Origin of the sequence: Limimaricola cinnabarinus (genome assembly GCF_047631075.1) — a bacterium.
GTDB classification, from domain to species: Bacteria; Pseudomonadota; Alphaproteobacteria; order Rhodobacterales; family Rhodobacteraceae; genus Limimaricola; species Limimaricola cinnabarinus.
This window is the reverse complement of sequence record NZ_JBLHYX010000008.1, coordinates 118,438-139,056: the sequence shown is the minus strand read 5'-3', so window position 1 is coordinate 139,056 and position 20,619 is coordinate 118,438. Positions and strand designations below refer to the sequence as shown.

The window sequence follows — 20,619 nt, the reverse complement described above, 5'->3', positions numbered from 1 at the left end:
CCGTCCCGCGCCCCCGTCCGGGGGGAGAGCGAGACGATGCGCATCAAGACGGCCCTGACCATCGCGGGCTCCGACAGCGGCGGCGGCGCAGGCATCCAGGCCGATCTCAAGAGCTTTGCCGCCTTCGGCGTTTACGGCACATCGGCCCTCACCGCGATCACGGCGCAAAACACGCGCGGGGTCTTCGGCGTGACGTCGGTGCCGCCCGAGATGGTCACGGGGCAGATCGCCGCCGTGCTGGACGACATCCCTCCCGACGCGATCAAGATCGGCATGCTGGGCGACGCGGCGACGGTAGAGGCGGTGGCCGCCGCGCTCGCGGGATACGAAGGCCCGGTCGTGCTCGACCCGGTGATGATGGCCAAGTCGGGCGATGCGCTGCTCGACGCCGCAGCCATCGCGGCGCTGACCCGGCGGCTGATCCCGCGCGCGGCGATCCTGACGCCGAACCTGCCAGAAGCGGCGCGGCTTCTGGGGGTGTCGCCCGCTTCGAGTCCCGCCGAGATCGTGGCGCAGGGACGCGCGCTGCTCGATCTCGGGCCGGGGGCGGTGCTGATGAAGGGCGGCCATGCGGGCGGGCCGTGCTGCACCGACTGGCTGGTCGGCCGCGCGGGCGTGCACGAGGTGACGGGGCCGCGCATCGCCACGCGCAACACCCATGGCACCGGCTGCTCGCTCTCGGCGGCGCTGGCTGCGCTTCTGGCGACGGGACGCACGCCCGAGGCGGCGCTCGATCGGGCGCAGCGCTGGCTGTCGGGGGCGATCCGCGCGGCGGACGCGCTCGGGATCGGGTCGGGGCACGGGCCGGTCGATCATTTCTACGAGGGGCGGCGATGACACAGCGGGTGATCGGCGGCGGCGTCATGGGCCTTGCCGTGGCGGCGGAGCTGTCGTCGCGCGGGCGCGCGGTGACGGTGGTGGACCGGAGGGCCGGGGCCGGACCGCATCACTGCTCGTGGTGGGCGGGCGGCATGCTCGCCCCCGATTGCGAGGGCGAGACGGCCGAGGCGCCGGTCGTGCGGCTCGGGCGCGAGGCGGCGGGGTGGTGGGCGCGGCAGGGTGCACAGGTCACACAGCGCGGCACGCTGGTGGTGGCGCTCGGGCGCGACCGGGCGGAGCTTGGACGCTTCGGCCGCCGCGTGGCTGGCGTGACGCTCGATGCCGAAGGCGTGGCGGCGCTGGAGCCCGATCTCGCGGGGCGGTTCGATCGGGGCCTGCATGTCGAGACGGAGGCCCATCTCGACCCGCGCGCGACGCTGGCGGGCTTGCGCGACAGGCTCGCTGCGCGCGGCGTGGTTTTCGAGACGGGGGAGGCGCGCGCGCGGGGTGCTGCGATCGACTGCCGTGGGTTGGCGGCGCGCGACGCATTGTCCGACCTGCGCGGGGTGCGCGGCGAGATGCTGGTGCTGCGCGCGCCCGAGGTCGCGATCACCCGGCCCGTGCGGCTCTTGCATCCGCGCCACCCGCTTTATGTCGTGCCGCGCGGCGACGGCCTTTACATGCTGGGTGCCACGCAGATCGAGAGCGAGGGGCGCGGGCCTGCGAGTGCGCGCGCGGTGCTCGAGCTTTTGAGCGCGGCTTATGCGCTGCACCCCGCCTTTGGCGAGGCCGAGGTTCTGGAGATCGGCGCGGATGCGCGCCCGGCCTTTCCCGACCACCTGCCGCGCATCCGGCGGCGGGGCGAGACCATTCATGTCAACGGGCTGTTCCGCCACGGTTTCCTTCTTGCGCCAGCGATGGCGCGGATGGTGGCGGCGTGGCTCTGCGACGGCATCAGACCGGAGGTTTGCGATGAGGATCATGGTTAACGGCGCGCCGCGCGAGGTCGCGGCCGAAACGCTGGCCGAGGCGCTGGAGGCGCTGGGGCAGTGCGGCGACACGGTGGCGACGGCGCTGAACGAGGAGTTCGTGCCCGCCGCGGCGCGCGCGCGCACCCCGCTGGCGCCGGGCGACCGGGTCGAGATCGTCGCGCCGCGGCAGGGGGGCTGAGATGGTCGCCTTCTATGGCACGGAGCTGCCCTCGCGGCTGATGCTCGGCACCGCGCAATACCCCTCGCCGAAGGTTCTGGCCGAGGCGTTCCGCCGCTCGGGCGCAGGCATCGCCACGGTTTCGGTGCGGCGCGAGGCGGCGGGCGGCGAGGGCGGGGCCTTCTGGGATCTGGTGCGCGAGCTTGGCGTGCGGCTCCTGCCCAACACCGCCGGGTGCCACACCGCGCGCGAGGCGGTGACCACGGCGCGGATGGCGCGCGAACTGTTCGGCACCGACTGGATCAAGCTGGAGGTGATCGGCCATGCCGACACGCTGCAGCCCGACCCTTGGGGTCTGGTGGAGGCGGCACGGATCCTGAGCGACGACGGCTTCAAGGTGTTTCCCTACACCACCGAGGATCTGGTGCTGGCCGAGAAGCTGATCGAGGCGGGCTGCGAGGTGCTGATGCCATGGGGCGCGCCGATCGGCACCGGGCTGGGGCTGGCGAACCGCTACGGGCTGCGAAGCTTGCGGGCGCAGTTTCCGCAGGTGCCGATGGTCGTGGATGCGGGGCTGGGGCGTCCGTCGCAGGCCGCCGAGGCGATGGAGATGGGGTTCGACGCGGTGCTGCTCAACACCGCCGTGGCGAAGGCCGACGACCCGGCGGCGATGGCCGAAGGCTTTGCGCGCGCGGTCGAGGCCGGACGGCTCGGGTATGAGGCCGGCGCGATGGAGCCGCGCGACATGGCGGCACCCTCGACGCCGCTGATCGGCAAGGCGTTCCTCGCATGACGCTCGATCGCTTCTACCCGATCTTCGACGACGTGGCTTGGCTGGAGCGGATGCTGCCGCTCGGCGTGAAGCTGGTGCAGCTGCGGCTCAAGGACCGAAGCGCGGCCGAGACCCGCGCGCAGATCGCCCGCGCCTGCGATCTCTGCGCGGCCCATGGTGCGACGCTCGTGGTCAACGACCATTGGCGCGAGGCGATCGACCTGAACTGCGATTGGCTGCATCTAGGGCAGGAAGATCTCGACACCGCCGACATGGCCGCGATCCGCCGCGCCGGGCTGCGCCTCGGGGTGAGCACGCATGACCGGGCCGAGCTGGATCGGGCGCTGTCGCTTGGCCCCGACTACGTGGCGCTGGGGCCGGTCTGGCCGACGATCCTCAAGAAGATGAAGTGGGAGCGGCAGGGGGTGGAGCGGCTCACGGAGTGGAAGCGCGAAATCGGCGACATTCCCCTCGTCGCGATCGGCGGGCTGTCGGTGGCGCGCGCGCCCGAGGCTTTCGCCGCCGGGGCCGACATCGTCTCGGCGGTGACCGACATCACGCTCAATGCCGATCCCGAGGCGCGGCTGCGCGACTGGATCGGGGCGACGCGATGAACCGCTACGCGCGGCAGGTCGCGGTGCCGCAGTTCGGCATGGAGGGGCAGGCGCGGCTGGCCGCTGCCCATGCGCTGGTGATCGGCGCGGGTGGGCTGGCGGCCCCGGTGCTGCAATACCTCGCGGGCGCGGGTGTGGGCCGCATCCGGCTCGTCGATCCCGACCATGTGGAGGCGTCGAACTTGCACCGCCAGACCCTGTTTCGCCAGGCCGATCTGGGCCGGCCCAAATCCATCGCGGCGGCGGCGCATCTGGCCGCGCTGAACCCTGATTGCGCGGTCGAGCCTCTGGTCGCGCGTTTTGATCCGGGCAATGCGGCGGCGCTCTGCGCGGGCGTCGATCTGGTGATCGACTGCGCCGACAGTTTCGCCGCGAGCTATGTCGCCTCGGATCACTGCAAGGAGGCCGGGCTGCCGCTTATCAGCGCCTCGGTCACGGGGCTCTCGGGCTATGCGGGTGGGTTCTGCGGCGGCGCGCCGAGCTTGCGCGCGGTGTTTCCGGACCTGCCCGCGCGCATGAGCTCCTGCGCCGAGGACGGCGTGCTCGGGCCGGTGGTCGGCGTGATCGGCGGTCTTCAGGCGCAGATGGCGCTGGCACAGCTTTCCGGCATGGTGCCGCCGCCGCTGGGGCGGCTGGTCAGCTTCGACGCCGAGACGTGGCGCTTTGGCGGCTTCGGCTTCGCGGGGGCTGAGGAGCCTGACCGCGCGCCACGTTTCCTTGCCGCGTCACAGATTGCGGCGGAGGATTTCGTGGTGGATCTGCGACGCGAGGAGGAGGGGCCGCTGGTACGGGCAGGGGCGCGGCGGCTGCCGGTCGAGGGCCTCGGGAGTTACGGCCCGCGCCCGCCCGATGGCGCCCGCGCGGTGCTGTGCTGCCGCTCGGGGCTTCGAGCGTGGCAGGCGGCGCGGCGGCTGGAGACGGTCTGGGACGGGGAGATCCGGCTGGTGGCGCTCGGCTGACGCTGCCGTGGCGGCAGAGCTTGCAAGCCACGCGCGCGGGCATAGAGTCGGGGCCTGCCCGTGCCGTTGAGAGGACCCTCCATGAGCCGCTTTCTGCAAGACATCGAGACCCGCCTTTCGGAGATCCGCGAGGAGGGCATGTGGAAGACCGAGCGCGAGATCACTTCGCCGCAGGGCGGGCGCGTGGATTTGAACGGCCGTGAGGTCATCAATCTCTGCGCCAACAACTATCTCGGCCTCGCCGATCACCCCGACCTGATCCATGCGGCCAAGGAATCGCTCGACCGGCATGGCTATGGCATGGCCTCGGTGCGCTTCATCTGCGGTACGCAGGATCTGCATCGCAAGCTGGAGAAGCGGCTGGCCGAGTATCTCGGCCATGACGACACGATCCTCTTCGCCGCCTGCTTCGACGCCAACGGCGCGCTGTTCGAGCCATTGCTCGGCCCCGAGGATGCGGTGATCTCGGACGCGCTCAACCACGCCTCGATCATCGACGGCATCCGGCTGTGCAAGGCCAAGCGCTACCGTTTCGCCAATTCCGACATGGGGGATCTGGAGGCCAAGCTGAAGGAGGCGCGCGAAGCGGGGGCGCGCCACGTGATGATCGCCACCGACGGGGTGTTCTCGATGGATGGCTACCTCGCGCGGCTCGACGAGATCCGGGCGCTGGCGGACAAATACGACGCGCTGATGATGGTCGATGATTGCCACGCCACCGGCTTCATGGGACCGAAAGGGGCGGGCACGCCCGCGCATTTCGGCGTGAAGGCGGACCTGCTGACCGGCACGCTGGGCAAGGCCTTGGGCGGTGCGATCGGCGGCTATATCGCCGGGCCGCAGCCGGTGATCGACCTGCTGCGCCAGCGCGCACGGCCCTATCTCTTTTCCAATGCGCTGCCGCCGATGGTCTGCGCCGCCGGGCTGGAAGCGCTGCACTTGATCGAGCAGAGCGACGATCTGCGCGCGAAGCTCTTCGAGAACGCCGAATACTGGCGCAAGGGTCTGACCGATATGGGCTTCGAGATTCTGCCGGGCGAGCATCCGATCATCCCCGTCATGCTGCACGACGCCAAGCTGGCGCAGAAGATGGCCCAGAGGCTCGACGAGCTGGGCGTCTATGTCTCGGCCTTCTTCTTCCCGGTCGTGCCCAAGGGCGCGGCGCGGATTCGCACCCAGATGAACGCGGCTCTCACGCGCGACGACCTCGACGCGGCGCTCGAAGCCTTTGCGCAGGCGGGCCGCGAACTGGGCGTGATCGAATGAGCCGCCCCAATGGCATGACCGCTCTGGTCAAGGCGCGGCCCGAGCCGGGGCTGTGGCGCGAGACGGTGCCGGTGCCCGAGATCGGCCCCGACGATGTGCTGATCCGGGTCAACAAGACCGGTATCTGCGGCACCGACGTGCATATCTGGAACTGGGACGAGTGGGCGCAGGGCGCGGTGCCGGTGCCGCTGGTGACGGGCCACGAATTCGCGGGCGAGATCGTCGAGCTGGGGCGCAACGTGACCGATCTTGAGATCGGCCAGCGCTGTTCGGGCGAGGGGCACCTGATCGGCAAGCAGTCGCGCCAGAGCCGGTCGGGCAAGTTTCACCTCGACCCCGAAACCCGCGGCATCGGCGTCAACGAGCCGGGCGCCTTCGCCGAATACCTGCGGCTGCCGGCGTTCAACGTGGTCCCCCTCCCGGACGCGATCGACGACGAGATCGGCGCGATCCTCGACCCTCTGGGCAACGCGGTGCACACCGCGCTCAGCTTCGATCTGGTGGGCGAGGACGTGCTGATCACCGGCGCGGGGCCGATCGGCATCATGGCGGCGGCGGTGGCGCGCCATGTCGGCGCGCGCCATATCGTCATCACCGACATCAACCCCGACCGCCTCGCGCTCGCCGCCCGCGTCGCCGACGTGGTGCCGGTCAACGTGGCCGAGGAGGACCTTGCCGAGGTGGTGCCGCGCCTCGGGATGAAGCAGGGCTTCGACATCGGGCTCGAGATGTCGGGCAACCAGCGCGCGCTCGACCAGATGGTCGAGCGTCTGGTGATGGGCGGGCGCATCGCCATGCTCGGCATCCCGCCGGGCAAGTCGCCGGTGGACTGGTCGCGCATCGTGTTCAAGGCGATCACCATCAAGGGCGTCTATGGGCGCGAGATCTTCGAGACCTGGTACAAGATGATCGCGATGCTGGAAAACGGCCTCGACGTGCGCGGCGTCATCACCCACCGCATGTCGGTGGACGACTACGTGGCAGGCTTCGACGCGATGCGGGGCGGCGGTTCGGGCAAGGTGGTGCTCGACTGGACCGCCGGGCGCTGAGCCGCGCGGCCCATGCAGGCAGCGCATGGCGGGTCTACGGCGGATCGGGGTGGTGCTCGGCCGTTATCGCTACCAATTAGGGATCAACGACGCGGCGAATACGCGACGCGCCGATCAGGCCCGAGACAAGGGCCACACGGACCCGAAGATCAAGGATACTGACATGACCTACGCCACCATCGACCAGCGCACCACCTACAACACCGAAGACCGCGGCCTCACCGCGATCACCGCCCGCGTCAAGGCCGCCATCGAGCGCAACCGCGTCTACCGCCAGACCCAGCGCGAGCTGAGCCAGCTCACCGATCGCGACCTCGCCGATCTGGGCATCGCCCGCGGCACGATCAACCAGATCGCCCGCGACGCGGCCCGCGCCGCCTGATCCGGCCCTCCCTTTCGCCCCCCTGACACGGGGCTTCGAATGCAGACGGCGGTCCTCCGAAAAGGGGGGCCGCCGTTTCGCGTTCGGGCTCGGCGCTCCGGAAAACGGGCGAGTCGTGGTATAAAGGGGCACCGGGCCATCGTTCCGGCCCGGCTTTGACAAGTGGGAGAATACGATGACGATCTCCAGATTTGCGACGATGGCCCTCGTGGCGTTCGGCGCCGCCCCGGCCCTCGCGGAGACCTACCCCGCCAACGGCACCGGCATGGGCAGCGTGGGCACCGAGCAGATGCCGGTGCGGGACGATCTCATCCTCGTGCACACCCAGAACAGCTATGACGGCTTCGAGATGGGGCAGGAGGATCACCCGATGGCCAGCCTGTCAGGGCCCTGCTTCGGCGCGGCGATGGTCGAAGCCGGGGCGATGAGCGGGCAGGGATATTGTCACCTGACCGATGCCGATGGCGACATCAGCGCCATCAGCTGGACCGGGACCGGCATGGACGAAACCGGGCGCACCATGGGCACATGGACCATCATGGGCGGCACCGGCAAATGGGACGGGGCCACGGGCGGCGGCGAGTTCGATGCCGGGTCGACCGAGGATGGCGACTTTTCCAACGAGATCACGGGCGAGGTCACCCTGCCCTGACACGCGGCGCGGCGCCTGGTCGCAGCCGCCGCGCCGGCCGGGGGAAACCCGCGATCGGAGCCCGATGATCCGCTCCCCCCTTTGTCTCCCGGTCGATCGACCCGATGCGGTATGGGTGGGCCATGGCCTCCGCAGCATGACCTCCTCTCGCCTCACCATGCGGAGACGGAGGGCGACATGTTCAAGCGATTGATGACCACGGGGCTCTTGTTCGGGATGGCGGCGACGGCCCCGCCCGCCACGGCGCAAGGCTGCGCGCCGCGCGACTACATCGTCGACAAGCTCGAGAACCGCTATGCCGAGAGCCTTGCCGGGGCCGGGCTGCAGGGCCGCTCGCAGGCGTTGCTGGAGCTGTGGTCGAACCCCGAAAGCGGCAGCTTCACCGTGCTCTTGACCTCCCCCGAGGGATTGAGCTGCATCATCTCGCACGGGTCGGATTATTTCGCCATCGAACAGAAGGAAGCCCTCGAGGGCGATCTGGGGTGATCCGCCTCAGCCGGTCGGCATGATGAACATCTCGCGCAGATCCGCCGTCGGCGACTGGTCGAGCGCGAAGACCACCGCGCGGGCGATATCCTCGGGCTGGATCTTGTCGGGCTTGGGCTCGGAAAAGAACGGCGTGTCGACCATGCCCGGCGCGATTACCGTGCAGCGCCCGCCCCAGTCGCGCATCTCCTCGCTCATGTTGCCGGCATAGCCGTGCACGAACCACTTGGTCGCTCCGTAGATCGAGCCCGCGATGTGCCTCTTGCCTGCCGCCGAGCCGGTCAGCACGAGGTGGCCCTTGCGTTTCTTCAACTCGGGCAGCGTCACGCGCGCGGTGTAGAGCAGCGCCATGATGTTGAGATCGATCATCGCGCGCCATTCGTCGGGGTCGCCTGCCTCGGTGCCCGGCGTGTCGAGCCCGCGCCCCGCATTGGCGAAGGCGGCGTCGAGGCCGCCCTTTTCGGCGACGAGCCGGGCCACGGCGTCGCTCTGGCTCGCGAGATCGGTCGCGTCGCCGGGCAGGGGCATGGCCTGCGGGCCCAGCTCGCGGGCGAGGGCGTCGAGCCTGTTGGCGCTGCGCGCCATCAGCCCGACATGCCAGCCCGCGGCGACGGCGGCGCGGGCGGTGGCGGCACCGATCCCCGACGAGGCCCCGGTGATGAAAAGCGTGCGTTCGGCCATGATCCACTCCTGTTTCGGGCAATTGAGCTGAAGCTGGACCGCGCGGGGCCCGTGACAAGCCCCTGCGCGGCATGGCGACCCGAACAGGCCCGCTGCGGCGCGACCCATGCGTCGTGCCGCAGCGATGCCATGTCCGCGTCGAGCCGGTCTTGAGATCTGAGGCGCACCCGGAACACGGGCCTGCGTCAGGCGGGATAGCCCTGTTCCAGCACCAGCGCCCAGATCTCGTGGTTGAGCAGCTTGAGCGCCTCGATCGTGTCCTTGATCCGGGTCAGCGCCTCTGCATCGACATCGTCGCTCCGACCCATCTTGAGCGCGTCCTTGCGATCGGCGATGCGCATGGTGATGGTGCGGGTGGCGCCGGTCTCGGCGTCGAAGGAATAGATCGAGTGGCTGTAATGATTGCGCAGCGACTGATGCTTGCGGATGCGGGCGGTGAGGTCGGTGATCCGCTGGCGCAGCTCGGCGGGTACCGTGCCGGATTTGGCCAGACGGTCGACAAGATCGACCCGCGCCCGCGTGGTGTTGAGCGTCAGGTAGATGATCACCGCCGTCTGCTTGGAGGTGCCCGCCAGCCCCGCGATCAGGTGGATCAGCAGGCTTTCGGTGTTGGTCCAGCTGTAGTTCATGCGCCCGACCAGCAGCAGCAGCTGGTCGAAGGCGCTCAGCCCGGCCTCGCCGCTGTTTGGCGGCTCGGGCGCGGGGGCGGTCATGTCGAACTGGTCGGCGTCCCGCCCGCCTCCCCCTGCGCAAGGAACCAGATCGCAGCCCCGGTGCGGTTCGACACGCCGAGCTTGTTGATCAGATGATGGATGTGCAGCTTGACCGTGTGTTCGGACAGGCCCAACTCGGCGGCCACGATCTTGTTCTGCTTGCCCTTGGCGATCAGGGCCAGCACCTCCCATTCGCGGCGGGTCAGGTCGCGGATGGCCGGGTCGGCCGGCCCGTTCCGGGGCGCCGCCACGGGCCCGGCAGACAAAAGCGCGCGCAGGATCGGCTCCGGCACGAGGATCTCGCCGCACAGCAGCAGCCGCACCATCGCCAAAAGCACGTCGATCCGCACGTTGAGCGGCAGCAGGCCCAGCCGCGGCGGGTCGTGATCGTTCAGACCCTGTCGCAGCAGTTCGTGATCCGGCGGGTGGCCACCATAGGCCAGGACCAGCATGTCCGTGCCCGCCGCCTGCGCCGCGGCCAGCATGTCGGCCTGGGTCTCGATATAGGCCTCGTCGACGATCAGCAGCGGCACGTCGCCGCGCTCGGGCTTCAGGCGGCCGATATCCGCGAGGTCCTTTGCCCTCGTGAACAGGACGCTGTCGAATTCAGCACAAAGCGTTCTGAGAAGATCATTCGGGAAACAGAATTCGCTTCCCAGCATCGGAATGACGAGTTTTTCGGGCTCGGAAGGGGGGGAGGATAGATGATCATGGGGATCGGGGTCACGATTCGACATAGGTAACTCGCAAAATGAAAATGGTGAGTTGAATCGATGTTCGTAGGATTTCGATAGTAAGGCTGACAGCGCAAGTTCCCCATAGACCGATAGGATAGGTCCGGATTTCCGTAGTCGGTCAGGTCGCGCAACCCGCTCCCGCCTATGGCGCGCGCGGGATATGAATTTCGTTCACAAAGGGTTACTTGAGTTCGGACCCCTCAAGCAGTGCCTCCAAAACAAGCTGTTTTGGGAGCTGTTTCGATCACATTCTCTTGATAAAGGTTAACCTCGGCGCTGGCCAGCGTTCTCTGCGGCCCGTCGCGGGACGTTGTATTCGCCGCTATTACATCGAATCTCCGGGCTGATCCGCGCCGACAATCCGCGCAATCTCGTTTCATCGGCTGGGTCCCGAAATAGGGACCACCACGATCGAGGTGAAATGCCGTCGCTCTTGCACAGCCGAAGATGATGCCCGGATCAGGGCAGAACTTTTAACAGTAGCCGATAGGCAAGTTTGCTTTGTGATTTCTGCCGCCCTGTCCGGGGCGTTCATCATTTGCATCCCATTGCAACCGGCTATCTCGATTTACCGCTTTCAAGATGAGTGGCGGTGCGGCGATAGCCTTTTGTCCGGAGACAGAACCATGGCCACACGCAACAACAGCACAATCATCGGTTGGGGTGACGGAACCTCGACCCCGAGCGAGGTCGTCGACGGCGGAGACATCGACGCCATCGTCGAATCCTCCGCGCCCGAGGACAACGGAGACGGTTACTCCGAAAATGGCGACGAAGGCGATCAGGGCCAGGGTCACGGTTACGGCCATGGCGGCGACAAGAACTACAACGCCAACAAGAACAAGAACTCCAACGAGAACCACGACGAGAACACGAACTCGAACGCGAACGAGAGCGAGACCGACGCGACATCGAGCGCCAGCGCGGATGCCCATTCCGGCAGCGACAGCTCAAACCGCAACGACAATGACAACGAGAACAGCAGCGAGGTCGATGTCAACGTGGATGTCGACGTGGACCTCGGCATCGAGTTGGACGGCACGTCCGAGCATGATGACGACGTGGTCGATCTCGACCTGCAGGACTCCACGACCGGGGACGTCATCACCGCCAATGGCGATCTGAGCTACAACCCGGGCGACGATCTCGACATGGAAGCCATGCTGAACGACTCGCTCAATGGCGAGGGCAACGATGCGGGTTTCATCAACGTCCTGACCAACAACCTCGAGGACAATGACAGGCTCGATGAGGCCACGGTCGACAACTCCGGCGAGTTCCACCAGAACGGCAACGCCAATGGCGGCAACGCTCATGCCGAGGAAGGCATCAAGAGTGGCGGCGAAGGCGGTGACGGCGGCGACGATGCCGACGCCATGGGCGGCGACGGTCACGGGGCCGCCGGCGGTTCGGCCGATGCGTCCTCCATGGGGGGCAACAGCGGTGACGGCGGCGATGCCGGCGCGACCGGCGGTGACGGTGGCGACAGCGCCGAGATCGATGCCGAAGGTCATCACACCAACAGTGGATCGGTCGACACGGCGACCGAGGCCGCAAGCGGCGATGGCGGTGACAACAACTCCTCCAACGACTCCATGTCCGACACCGACGCGGACCTGGCCGCCGATGGCCATGGCGGCGAAGGCGGCGATGTCAACAGCACTGCCGACGTTCGGTCCGACAGCCAAAGCCAAGCGGCATCGGATGATGAGGGTGGCTATGGCGGTGCAAGCGACGCCGACGCGACCCAGGCCACGACCGCCACATCCGACAACGACAGCGCCGCGAATGGCGGGGCAGGCGGCGCGGCCGACAGCGAAGGCAACGGCCTCGGCCTCGGCCTGACCTTCTCCAAGGCCAAGGGCGAGGGCGGTGACGGCGGCGAGATCGACGGCGACGTCTGGGTCCATGGCAGAAGCGAAACCGAAAGCGACGCCTCCGGCGACGGCGGCGATGGTGGCGAGTCCGCGAGTGACGCCGCAGGCCGCGGCGACGGCCATGTCGAATCGGTTTCGGACGCCGCCGGCGGTGAAACCGGCGATGTCGACACCGACGTGAGCGGCGAGGCCGATGCCACCGCCGACGGCGATGGCGATGGCGGCGATGGCGGAGAGGCCGACAGCACCCTCGATTCCCAAAGCGACGCCCATGCGGATGGCGATGCCGACACCGCGGCCGGTGACAGCGGCAACAACGACCAGAGTGCCGACAGCGCGGGCGACGCCGAGAGCGATGCCAATGCCGAGCCCGAAGCGGGCGATGGCGGCTATGGCGACGGCGACGCGACCGGTGACAGCGAGGTCGACGTCGCAGGCTACGCTGAGGCCGGCGACGCCGGTGAAACCGCCAGCGACGCCGATGGCGACAGCGACGCCCAGACCGATGGTTCGGCCGATGCGGGCTATGGCGAAGCCGGCGATGCCGAGAACGACGCCGACAGCGACGCCGATGGCACGGTCTCTTCGGACGCCGCTACCGAGGCGGGTGATGGCGACACCGCCGACGGCGATGGCCACGCCGATGCCGCGGCGGGCGAAGCCCACAACGACAACGATCAGAACGCCTATGGCGACGGCGCCGAACCCGTCGTCGACACGGCCGGCAACCACTCTCCCGCCAGCGCCGATGACGCCAGCGGCGGCGATGGCGGCACGAACACCGGCGACACGGGACCGGCCAATGCGAACGGCACGGCGACCGGCACCGGCACCGGCGGCCACAGCACCGGTGGTGCGGCCGACGCCACGACGGGCATGAGCCGCAGCGACGTGTCCGGGGATGCGACCACCGATGGTGACGGCGGCGACGGGACCGGCGGCGACGCGACCAACGCCGACACGGCCTCGGCCGACACCGGCAACGCCTCCGATGCCCATGGCGGGGACGGCGGCGCGGCGGAGAACGGCCACACCGCGGACTCGAGCGGCGACGCCGAGACCGAAAATGACGGCGGCACCGGCGGCGACGCCACGGGCACCGGTGGCACCTCGAACAGCGACGGGTCGAGCGAAGCCCGCAACGACGGAGCGACCGGCGCGGTGATGGGCGGCAACGCCAGCACCGACAACGACGCCACCTCCGACGCCATGGGCCATGCCGAAACCGATGGCGGTGAAGGCGGCGACGGCGGCGCCGACAACGACGCCATGGCCGATGGTCGAAGCAGCTCGGACGGCAACACCACTGGCGCAGGCGGGGCGACGAACGCCACCAACGGGGCGCTGACCGGCATGGTCTCGGGCGATGCGACGGCCGATGGCACGGGCGGCGACGGTGGATCGGGCAACGCCAACACCGATGACGATGCCTCCGTGGAGGGTACCGGTTCGACCGACTCCGAGAGCGGGGCGGGCGCGGCAGGCTCGGCGACCAACGACGCCGACGCCACCGGCAGCGGCACCGGCGGCAGTGAAGCGCTTGGCGGCGATGCCGGCGCGATGGCCGAGAACCACGCGGATCAGACGGCCGACGGCGCGTCCGACGCCGCGTCGACCGGGGGCGAGGGCGGCGCCAGCACCTCCGACACCGACTCGACCTCTAGCAGCACCGCCGACGGCATGGCCGACGGTATGGGCGGCTATGGCGGGATGTCGGATCTCGCGGCAGAGGCGCTCGCGGAATCGATGGCCGACAACGACGCGCACATCGATACCGGCGACGGCGGCATGGCCGACGCGGCCTCCATGGTCGACGTCAACACCGCAGCCTCCGGCGATGTCAACGCGATGTCGGGTGCCGGCGGAGCGGGCGGCATGGCCGAAGCCATCGGCGGCGCCAGCGGCATGGCGCAAGGCGGGGTCGCCAATGGGGGCAGCGCCAATGGTGGCGACGGGATCGGCGGCGCCAGCGGCGATGCCATGACCGGTGACGGCGGAAGCGCCGGACATGCCGGCACATGGGGCTCGTCGAACGGTGACGACGGCTACGTGACGGGGGAATCCTACGCCTCCGCCGCGGCGCAGGTCGACACCACCGCGTTCAACCAGGAGATCGTGATGGGCGCCAACGTGCTCGGCAACACGGTCGACATGAACGTGGTCGGCGGATCGTTCAGCTCCAACTACGTCGGCGACGACAGCGACGGTATGTAAGCCGCCGCCAACAAGCCCCGGGGCCGGTCGCGCCCGGCCCCGGGTCCTGCCATCCTCACTCCTCCCGGCGGATCGGCAGGTAACTTCCCCGCAGGCACCACCGGCACCCGCCACCTCCCTGGCGGGTGCCACGCACCAAAAGCAGGGACCAGAACATGTCGATGGATCGAATTACCGAAATCATCGCGCATTTCATCGGCGACTTTGCCTTGTCCGACGAGATCGGACGCATCAGGGCCGATTACGAGGACATCCCGGTGCTGCCCGAGCCCGATCCCGAGCGCGAGGCGCTCGACTTCGAGGGGCTCCGCCTGACACCGAAGCACGAGATCGAGGATCTCGACCCGCAGATCGTCTATCAGCAGCTCCCCCCCTCTCCCTTCGCCATTCCCGTGGCCCCGCCACAGCCCTTGCCCGGCCCCGAGCACGTGATCGAGGTCGTCTCCGCCGCGACGCTGCGGATCGAGATGGCCCCCGTCAAGCAGATGGCCCGGCCCGAGCCGATGAGCGGGCTGGAGATCCCGCCGCCCTCGAGCGTCGCGGCGATCCTCTGGATGTCGAACCGGCTCGAGGACGCCGATGGCTTCGGCCCGTTAAGCGCGGCCGACATGGCGCTGGCGGCGGATCTGGCGGAGACGCTGCAGGTGCTGAGCGAACAGCTCGCATCGCTCTCGCCGCTGCCCTCCCCGTTCGAGGCCCTGTCGGGCAGCTCGATCGGGGCGCTCGACTGGGCCGAGCTGACGGTCGAGATCACGGAGGCGGCGGCGCAGCTTGCAACATCGCCGCTGGGCGGCGTCGTGCTGCAGGGGGGCGAGACGCTTGGGGTGCATGTCGATGGCGTGGTGGCCGAGACGCTGCCCGACTGGCACGACCTGCTGCCCGCGTTCCTCCGCGAGAAGGAGGACGAGGAGGCGGCCGACACGATCCCCGAGGACGAAACGGGTTCCGACGATGATGCGGTGGAGGGCGATAGCGCGGACGGCGATGCCGGGGAGGGCGACGGCGCGAACGACGACGCCTCCGGCACCGAAGCCGCCGGTCATGGCTTGGTCGCGCAGGGCAATGCCGGCGATCAGGCGACGACCATCAAGACTGTGGTGTCGGGCGAGGCCGCCGACTTCGACAAGGCGATGAACGGGCTTCAGGACGAGGCATCGCCCGCCAGCGACACACAGGAGACGCCGCTCGTGGTGACCGGTGGCAACCAGCTGATCAACGAGGTCTCGATCACATCGAACTGGCTGGACGCGCCGTTGATCGTCGTGGAGGGCGACGCGCGCGAGATCACGGCGATCTCGCAGGTGAACGCCACCTTCGACCGCGACACCGTCACGGGCCCGGCGCAGGCAACGCACGCCCCGCACGCGCCGTCGATGGTCCAGAACGCCGTTTCGGTCACCAGCGCCTCCAACCCCGTCCCCCGCGATCCCGACCACGCCGGTCAGCAGCCGAGCAACTGGGCGATCGCCCGGATCACGGGTGATCTGGTGCAGGTGAACGGGGTCCAGCAGTACAATTTCGCCAGCGACACCGACAGCCTGCGCATCGATCTGCCATCGTCGAGCCTGCGTCTCGGAGCGGGTGAGAACCAGCTCGAGAACCTCGCGGTGCTCAACCAGTTCGGCTGGACCTTCGATCTGATCGTGGTCGGCGGGAACATGATCGACGCCAACCTGATCCGGCAGGGCAACCTCCTGCTCGACGACGACATCGTGACGACCGCGCCATCTGCGGGCGCCACCTTGGCGGCGGCGCGCCCCGTCGGCAAGGATGCGGCAACAGCCGGGACGGCACAGCTCCCCGCGAGCGACGTGAGCGCGCAGGCGACCACCGCCGCGACCGAAACGCAGGCGGTTTCGTCCGGCGCGGCTCCGGCAACCTCGGTGGCATCGGCCCCACAACCGATATCGGCTCCGGTGACGGCTACGACGTCGTCCCAGATCTCAGCCCCGGAAGCGACCCAGACAACGACCCAGGTGTCAGCTCCGGCCTCGGTCCAGAAATCGGTCGTCGCGTCGACCCCGGAGGCGGCTTCGACGGCAACCCCGGTATCGGCCCCGGCGACGACCCCTGCGGCGGCTCCGAAGACCGCTGTTACCGAGCCCGCGCCGAAGGCCGACGCCGTTCCGGCCAGCGCCGCCTCGCCGACCGCCGCGCCCGACAACCTGAGCTACAACGAGGCACGGATCCACACGCAGGGGCAGGACATGGCCGCGGCGGTCCCCAAGGCGCTCGCGCAGGCCAGCAAGGCGCTGGCCGAGGGAGCCGAGGCGCTGGGGCGCGAGGTGCTCGGGCTCGATGTCTTCGAAGGCATCGACCTCTTGAAGGTCCTGATCATCGAGGGCGATTTCACCACCCTCAACTGGATCGACCAGATCAACGTGCTGGGCGATTCCGACCGGGTGGAGTTGCTGAAGGAGGCGATCGCCGCGCTGCCCGACGCGCAGGTCGTGACCGGCTCGAACCTGCTGGCCAATCTCGCCTCGATCGAGGAGCTGGGCGTCGATTCCAAGATCATGGCCAAGGGCGAGGCCTTCAGCGACGCGCTGTTGCATCAGGCGGGCTTCGTCGAGGATGGCGCCCCGGCGACCGGCGTGGGCCTGACGCAGCTCGCCAGCGAGGCGGTGGCCTTTCTCGCCGACGGCATGATCGAGACCGCCGCCGCCGACATCGAGGCGGCGCAATCGACGATCGACGGCGGTCTTGCGGCGATGTCGACCAGCCAGGCCGACCTGATGCAGACCATGCTGAGCTAGCGAGGAGCGTTATGCGCGTCAAAGATTACGCCGAGCCCGTCCGTCCCGACCCGCCGCTGCGCGGCACGGCGCGACCCAGGCGGCTGCCGCGCTTTCTCAAGGCGCAGGACGATCCGCAGGACGGCGGCCAGCCCGGCGGCGGCGCCGAGGCCCGCGCCACGCCCGAGACACCAAAGGCCCCCAAGGTCCCGCAGACCCCCAAGGTCCCCGAGACGCCGCGGACGGCGCCGTCCAAGGCACGCGGCCCGGATGACGGGCCACCGCTTCCGGGACAGGTGATCGACGCCGATCGCGGCCCCGTGCGGGAGCGGCGCGACACGCCCCCCGACATCCCGCGCGGCGGCGGCCCGACCGAAGGCGGCGGAGGTGGGGGCGGCGGTGGCGGACCCCGGCCGCCCAAGTTCCACAAGCGCATGGCGCCCGAGAATTACGGGCAGGCGCTGCGGGCCGGGATCGGCGCGGTGCGGCGCAACCTCGTGATGGTGATGGTGCTGACCTGCGCCACCAACCTTCTGATCCTCGCCATCCCGATCTACCTGTTCCAGATCTCGGACCGGGTGCTGACCAGCCGGTCCGTCGACACGCTGATCATGCTCACCGTGGTCATCGTCGGCGCGGTGATCCTGCAGGCGGTGTTCGACGCAATCCGCCGCTTCATGCTGATGCGCACCGCCGTGGAGGTCGCGGCCCGGCTCGGCGCGCCGATCCTGAGTGCGGCCTCGGCGGCGGCGCTGCACGGCTCGGGGCGCGAATACCAGACGCTGGGCGACCTGCAGCAGCTGCGCGGCTTCATCGTCTCGGGCACCTTGCTGTCGTTCCTCGACGTGCCGTTCACGCCGCTCTTCATCCTCGCGATCTTCATGGTGCACCCGCATCTGGGGCTGATCGTGATCAGCACGGCGACGGCGCTTCTGGTGATCACGCTGATCAACCAGAAGCTCACCGCGCGCTCCTTTGCCGAGGCCAACGCCGCGCAGAGCCGGGCCAACCTGCATCTCGACTCGATGGCGCGCAACAGCCAGATCATCAACGCGCTGGCGATGATCCCCGAAGCCGTTCGGATCTGGGGCCGCGACTCGGCCATCTCCCTCACCGCGCAGGTCCGCGCGCAGGACCGCAACATCGCGGCCTCGGCGGTCAGCCGCGCGGTGCGGCTTCTGACGCAGATCGCGATGCTGGGCTGGGGCGCCTATCTCGCCATCGGCGGCGAGATCACCGGCGGCATGGTGATCGCCGCCTCGATCATCGCGGGCCGGGCGCTGGCGCCGATCGAGGGCGCGATCGAGGGTTGGAGCGGCTACGCGCTGTCGCGCGCCGCCTATGGCCGGATCTCGGCGCTGCTCACCTCCTCGCGGCTGCAGTTCGAGCGGCTCAACCTGCCGCGCCCCGAGGGGCGGCTCGATGTGGAGCGGCTCCTTTACGTGCCCGGCGGCACCAAGCAGGTCGTGCTCAACGGCATCAGCTTCTCGCTCCGTCCGGGCGACACGCTGGCGATCATCGGCAATTCGGGGGCGGGCAAGACGACGCTGGGCAAGATGCTGGTGGGCTCGATCCTGCCGACCTCGGGCAACGTGCGGCTCGACCTGATGGATCTGCGCAACTGGGACCCGCGCCAGCTTGGCGAGAATATCGGCTACCTGCCGCAGGACGTGCAGCTGTTTCCCGGCACCATCAAGGACAATATCGGCCGGATGCGCCATGACGCGACCGACGCGCAGATCTATCACGCCGCCGCGCTTGCGGATGTGCACGAGATGATCGCCAACCTGCCGCAGGGCTACGAGACGGTGGTCGCCGCCGATGGCGCGCCGCTTTCGGGCGGGCAGAAGCAGCGCATCGCGCTCGCGCGCGCCTTCTTCGGGGAGCCGCGTTTCGTGGTGCTCGACGAGCCCAACTCCAACCTCGACAGTGCGGGCGACAAGGCGCTGGCGCAGGCGATCCGCCACGCCAAGCAGAACAAGATCACCGTGGTGGTGGTGACGCAAAAGCCGTCGCTGCTCACCGCCGTCGACAAGATCATGCTCTTGGGCGACGGCTCGATCCAGATGTTCGGCGCGCGGATGGAGGTGCTCACCAAGCTGGCGGGCGACAAGGCCCCGCGCGTGCCGCGACCCGATGGGGGAGGCAAGCCGTGACCATGGTTCAACCGGCTCCCGACGAGGGCGAATGGTTCGCGGAAGTCCCCCGCTCGGTGCGGCGGCACACGATCTGGGGGCTGGTTCTGCTGGTGCTGAGCTTCGGCGGCTTCGGCGCCTGGGCGATGCGCGCGCCGCTCGCGGCGGCGGTGATCGCGCAAGGCAGCTTCGTGGCCACCGGCCAGAACAAGATCGTGCAGCATTTCGAGGGCGGGATCATCAAGGAGATCCTCGTCAGCGAAGGCGACCGGGTCGAGGCGGGGCAGCTTATTTTGCGGCTCGACGGCACGCAGGCGGCGGCGGCCGAACGCGAATTGCAGCTGCGCCAGTTCCGGCTGGAGGCGACGCAGGCGCGGCTTGTGGCCGAGGAGGAGCGCCGCGACGAGCTGCGCTTTCCGCCGCATCTCGAAGCGGCGCGCGAAGACATCGCTGTCGCGGGCATCCTCGACGGGCAGGAGCTGGCCTACCGGGTGTCGCGCGGTGCCCTCGAAAACGATCTCGCGCTTCTGGAGCGCAGCGTGCAGGCGCTGCAGATCCGGGCCCGCGGCTACGAGACCCAGCTCGACACCCATCGCGGCCAGCTCGATCTGCTCGAGGCCGAACATGCCGACAAGACGGCGCTCTTTGAGCGTGGCCTGCTGCGCCGCCCCGAGCTTCTCGCCATCGAGCGGGCCCAGCTCGAGGCGCGCGGGCAGATCGGGCGGCTCGAGGCCGAGATCGACGAGATCGACGAGCTCGTGCTCAAGAACCGCGCGCAGATCGAACAGGAGATCGACCGCTACCGCGAGAAGGCCCTCGACGAGTTGCAGGGCGTGCAATCGCAGCTCGAAAGCATCAAGGAGCAGTTCCGCACTGCGCATTCGGTGCGCGAACGCGTCAACCTGACCGCCCCCGTCGCGGGCACCGTCGTGCGGCTTTATTTCCACACCGCCGGCGGCGTCATCGAAAGCGGCCGCCCGATCCTCGAGATCCTGCCGCTCGATGAGCCGCTGATCATCGAGGTGCAGATCCCGCGGGTCGAGATCGACAGCGTACGGCGCGGCCAGCCCGCAACGGTGCGGCTCACCGCGCTCAATCAGCGCACGACGCCAGTGCTCGACGGCGAGGTCTATTACGTCTCGGCGGATGCGATCACCGACGGCACCGGCGCGGAGATGCGCGAGATCTACCTTGCCCGGATCTCGATCCCGGTCGAACAGCTCGACCGGGTGCACAACTTCGTGCCCACGCCGGGGATGCCCGCCGAAATCATGATCCAGACGGCCTCGCGGACCTTCGTGCAGTACATCTCGAAGCCCATCAAGGACAGCATGACCCGCGCCTTCCGCGAGCAGTAGCGCCAGAACCGCCGCCGTCGG

The 20,619-nt window shown here is 69.0% G+C and carries 18 protein-coding genes; 15 read left to right on the top strand and 3 right to left on the bottom strand.

The genetic code is table 11. From position 1 onward, the window contains the following. The first annotated feature begins 36 nt into the window (after positions 1-36). The 11 genes from thiD to ACJASC_RS08725 all read left to right on the top strand — a co-directional run bounded on the left by thiD (position 37) and on the right by ACJASC_RS08725 (position 8,148). Positions 37-837, top strand: a complete 801-nt coding sequence (thiD, locus tag ACJASC_RS08775) for a bifunctional hydroxymethylpyrimidine kinase/phosphomethylpyrimidine kinase (RefSeq protein WP_415145276.1) — start codon at positions 37-39, stop codon at positions 835-837. Next, on the top strand, positions 834-1,808 hold the full coding sequence (locus ACJASC_RS08770) for an FAD-dependent oxidoreductase (RefSeq protein WP_415145274.1): 975 nt from the start codon (positions 834-836) through the stop codon (positions 1,806-1,808). Before thiD ends, ACJASC_RS08770 begins: the two co-directional genes overlap by 4 nt. Further along, positions 1,792-1,989, top strand: a complete 198-nt coding sequence (gene thiS / locus ACJASC_RS08765; protein WP_415145272.1) for a sulfur carrier protein ThiS — start codon at positions 1,792-1,794, stop codon at positions 1,987-1,989. Before ACJASC_RS08770 ends, thiS begins: the two co-directional genes overlap by 17 nt. Position 1,990: 1 nt before the next feature. Continuing rightward, a complete protein-coding gene (locus ACJASC_RS08760) occupies positions 1,991-2,761 on the top strand; it encodes a thiazole synthase (protein ID WP_415145270.1) in 771 nt (256 codons plus the stop codon). Next, positions 2,758-3,354: a thiamine phosphate synthase gene (locus ACJASC_RS08755; protein ID WP_415145268.1), complete on the top strand. Its 597-nt coding sequence runs from the start codon at positions 2,758-2,760 to the stop codon at positions 3,352-3,354. The genes ACJASC_RS08760 and ACJASC_RS08755 overlap by 4 nt, the downstream gene beginning before the upstream one ends. Beyond that, the gene (locus ACJASC_RS08750) at positions 3,351-4,313 is read left to right on the top strand and encodes a ThiF family adenylyltransferase (protein WP_415145266.1); all 963 of its coding nucleotides are present in this window, start codon (positions 3,351-3,353) and stop codon (positions 4,311-4,313) included. The genes ACJASC_RS08755 and ACJASC_RS08750 overlap by 4 nt, the downstream gene beginning before the upstream one ends. 81 nt (positions 4,314-4,394) lie before the next feature. Then, positions 4,395-5,579, top strand: a complete 1,185-nt coding sequence (locus ACJASC_RS08745; protein ID WP_415145264.1) for a glycine C-acetyltransferase — start codon at positions 4,395-4,397, stop codon at positions 5,577-5,579. Between the two features lie 14 nt (positions 5,580-5,593). Continuing rightward, positions 5,594-6,628: an L-threonine 3-dehydrogenase gene (tdh, locus tag ACJASC_RS08740; protein WP_415145262.1), complete on the top strand. Its 1,035-nt coding sequence runs from the start codon at positions 5,594-5,596 to the stop codon at positions 6,626-6,628. A gap of 163 nt (positions 6,629-6,791) precedes the next feature. Further along, complete coding sequence (locus ACJASC_RS08735; RefSeq protein ID WP_045320193.1) at positions 6,792-7,010, top strand: DUF1127 domain-containing protein; 219 nt, start codon at positions 6,792-6,794, stop codon at positions 7,008-7,010. Between the two features lie 175 nt (positions 7,011-7,185). Continuing rightward, positions 7,186-7,662 carry a hypothetical protein gene (locus ACJASC_RS08730; RefSeq protein WP_415145260.1) on the top strand — a complete coding sequence of 159 codons (477 nt, stop codon included), beginning with the start codon at positions 7,186-7,188 and terminating at the stop codon, positions 7,660-7,662. Positions 7,663-7,839: 177 nt separating this feature from the next. Beyond that, positions 7,840-8,148 carry a hypothetical protein gene (locus ACJASC_RS08725; protein ID WP_415145258.1) on the top strand — a complete coding sequence of 103 codons (309 nt, stop codon included), beginning with the start codon at positions 7,840-7,842 and terminating at the stop codon, positions 8,146-8,148. Between the two features lie 6 nt (positions 8,149-8,154). Here the strand turns inward: ACJASC_RS08725 and ACJASC_RS08720 are convergent, their stop codons facing one another. The 3 genes from ACJASC_RS08720 to ACJASC_RS08710 form a co-directional block, all read right to left on the bottom strand. Next, positions 8,155-8,829: an SDR family oxidoreductase gene (locus ACJASC_RS08720; protein ID WP_415145256.1), complete on the bottom strand. Its 675-nt coding sequence runs from the start codon at positions 8,827-8,829 to the stop codon at positions 8,155-8,157. A 185-nt stretch (positions 8,830-9,014) separates the two neighbouring features. Further along, entirely contained in the window at positions 9,015-9,542 is a 528-nt protein-coding gene (locus ACJASC_RS08715) for a hypothetical protein (RefSeq protein WP_415145254.1), read from the bottom strand. Continuing rightward, on the bottom strand, positions 9,539-10,204 hold the full coding sequence (locus ACJASC_RS08710; RefSeq protein ID WP_415145252.1) for a response regulator transcription factor: 666 nt from the start codon (positions 10,202-10,204) through the stop codon (positions 9,539-9,541). The genes ACJASC_RS08715 and ACJASC_RS08710 overlap by 4 nt, the downstream gene beginning before the upstream one ends. Positions 10,205-10,905: 701 nt before the next feature. Between ACJASC_RS08710 and ACJASC_RS08705 the strand changes: the two genes are divergently transcribed. From ACJASC_RS08705 to ACJASC_RS08690, 4 genes are all read left to right on the top strand, one after another. Beyond that, positions 10,906-14,370 (top strand): hypothetical protein, encoded by a 3,465-nt coding sequence (locus ACJASC_RS08705; RefSeq protein ID WP_415145250.1) that lies wholly within the window; start codon positions 10,906-10,908, stop codon positions 14,368-14,370. Between the two features lie 155 nt (positions 14,371-14,525). Continuing rightward, positions 14,526-17,126 carry a hypothetical protein gene (locus ACJASC_RS08700; protein WP_415145248.1) on the top strand — a complete coding sequence of 867 codons (2,601 nt, stop codon included), beginning with the start codon at positions 14,526-14,528 and terminating at the stop codon, positions 17,124-17,126. Positions 17,127-17,137: 11 nt separating this feature from the next. Then, the gene (locus tag ACJASC_RS08695) at positions 17,138-19,261 is read left to right on the top strand and encodes a type I secretion system permease/ATPase (RefSeq protein ID WP_415145246.1); all 2,124 of its coding nucleotides are present in this window, start codon (positions 17,138-17,140) and stop codon (positions 19,259-19,261) included. A 2-nt stretch (positions 19,262-19,263) separates the two neighbouring features. Beyond that, positions 19,264-20,598: an HlyD family type I secretion periplasmic adaptor subunit gene (locus tag ACJASC_RS08690; RefSeq protein ID WP_415145334.1), complete on the top strand. Its 1,335-nt coding sequence runs from the start codon at positions 19,264-19,266 to the stop codon at positions 20,596-20,598. Positions 20,599-20,619: the final 21 nt, after the last annotated feature.

Bases quoted from the DNA above. Each gene is read 5' to 3' on its own strand.
- thiD (WP_415145276.1), top strand. From the start codon at position 37: ATGCGCATCAAGACGGCCCTGACCATCGCGGGCTCCGACAGCGGCGGC.
- ACJASC_RS08770 (WP_415145274.1), top strand. From the start codon at position 834: ATGACACAGCGGGTGATCGGCGGCGGCGTCATGGGCCTTGCCGTGGCG.
- thiS (WP_415145272.1), top strand. From the start codon at position 1,792: ATGAGGATCATGGTTAACGGCGCGCCGCGCGAGGTCGCGGCCGAAACG.
- ACJASC_RS08760 (WP_415145270.1), top strand. From the start codon at position 1,991: ATGGTCGCCTTCTATGGCACGGAGCTGCCCTCGCGGCTGATGCTCGGC.
- ACJASC_RS08755 (WP_415145268.1), top strand. From the start codon at position 2,758: ATGACGCTCGATCGCTTCTACCCGATCTTCGACGACGTGGCTTGGCTG.
- ACJASC_RS08750 (WP_415145266.1), top strand. From the start codon at position 3,351: ATGAACCGCTACGCGCGGCAGGTCGCGGTGCCGCAGTTCGGCATGGAG.
- ACJASC_RS08745 (WP_415145264.1), top strand. From the start codon at position 4,395: ATGAGCCGCTTTCTGCAAGACATCGAGACCCGCCTTTCGGAGATCCGC.
- tdh (WP_415145262.1), top strand. From the start codon at position 5,594: ATGACCGCTCTGGTCAAGGCGCGGCCCGAGCCGGGGCTGTGGCGCGAG.
- ACJASC_RS08735 (WP_045320193.1), top strand. From the start codon at position 6,792: ATGACCTACGCCACCATCGACCAGCGCACCACCTACAACACCGAAGAC.
- ACJASC_RS08730 (WP_415145260.1), top strand. From the start codon at position 7,186: ATGACGATCTCCAGATTTGCGACGATGGCCCTCGTGGCGTTCGGCGCC.
- ACJASC_RS08725 (WP_415145258.1), top strand. From the start codon at position 7,840: ATGTTCAAGCGATTGATGACCACGGGGCTCTTGTTCGGGATGGCGGCG.
- ACJASC_RS08720 (WP_415145256.1), bottom strand. From the start codon at position 8,829: ATGGCCGAACGCACGCTTTTCATCACCGGGGCCTCGTCGGGGATCGGT.
- ACJASC_RS08715 (WP_415145254.1), bottom strand. From the start codon at position 9,542: ATGACCGCCCCCGCGCCCGAGCCGCCAAACAGCGGCGAGGCCGGGCTG.
- ACJASC_RS08710 (WP_415145252.1), bottom strand. From the start codon at position 10,204: ATGCTGGGAAGCGAATTCTGTTTCCCGAATGATCTTCTCAGAACGCTT.
- ACJASC_RS08705 (WP_415145250.1), top strand. From the start codon at position 10,906: ATGGCCACACGCAACAACAGCACAATCATCGGTTGGGGTGACGGAACC.
- ACJASC_RS08700 (WP_415145248.1), top strand. From the start codon at position 14,526: ATGTCGATGGATCGAATTACCGAAATCATCGCGCATTTCATCGGCGAC.
- ACJASC_RS08695 (WP_415145246.1), top strand. From the start codon at position 17,138: ATGCGCGTCAAAGATTACGCCGAGCCCGTCCGTCCCGACCCGCCGCTG.
- ACJASC_RS08690 (WP_415145334.1), top strand. From the start codon at position 19,264: ATGGTTCAACCGGCTCCCGACGAGGGCGAATGGTTCGCGGAAGTCCCC.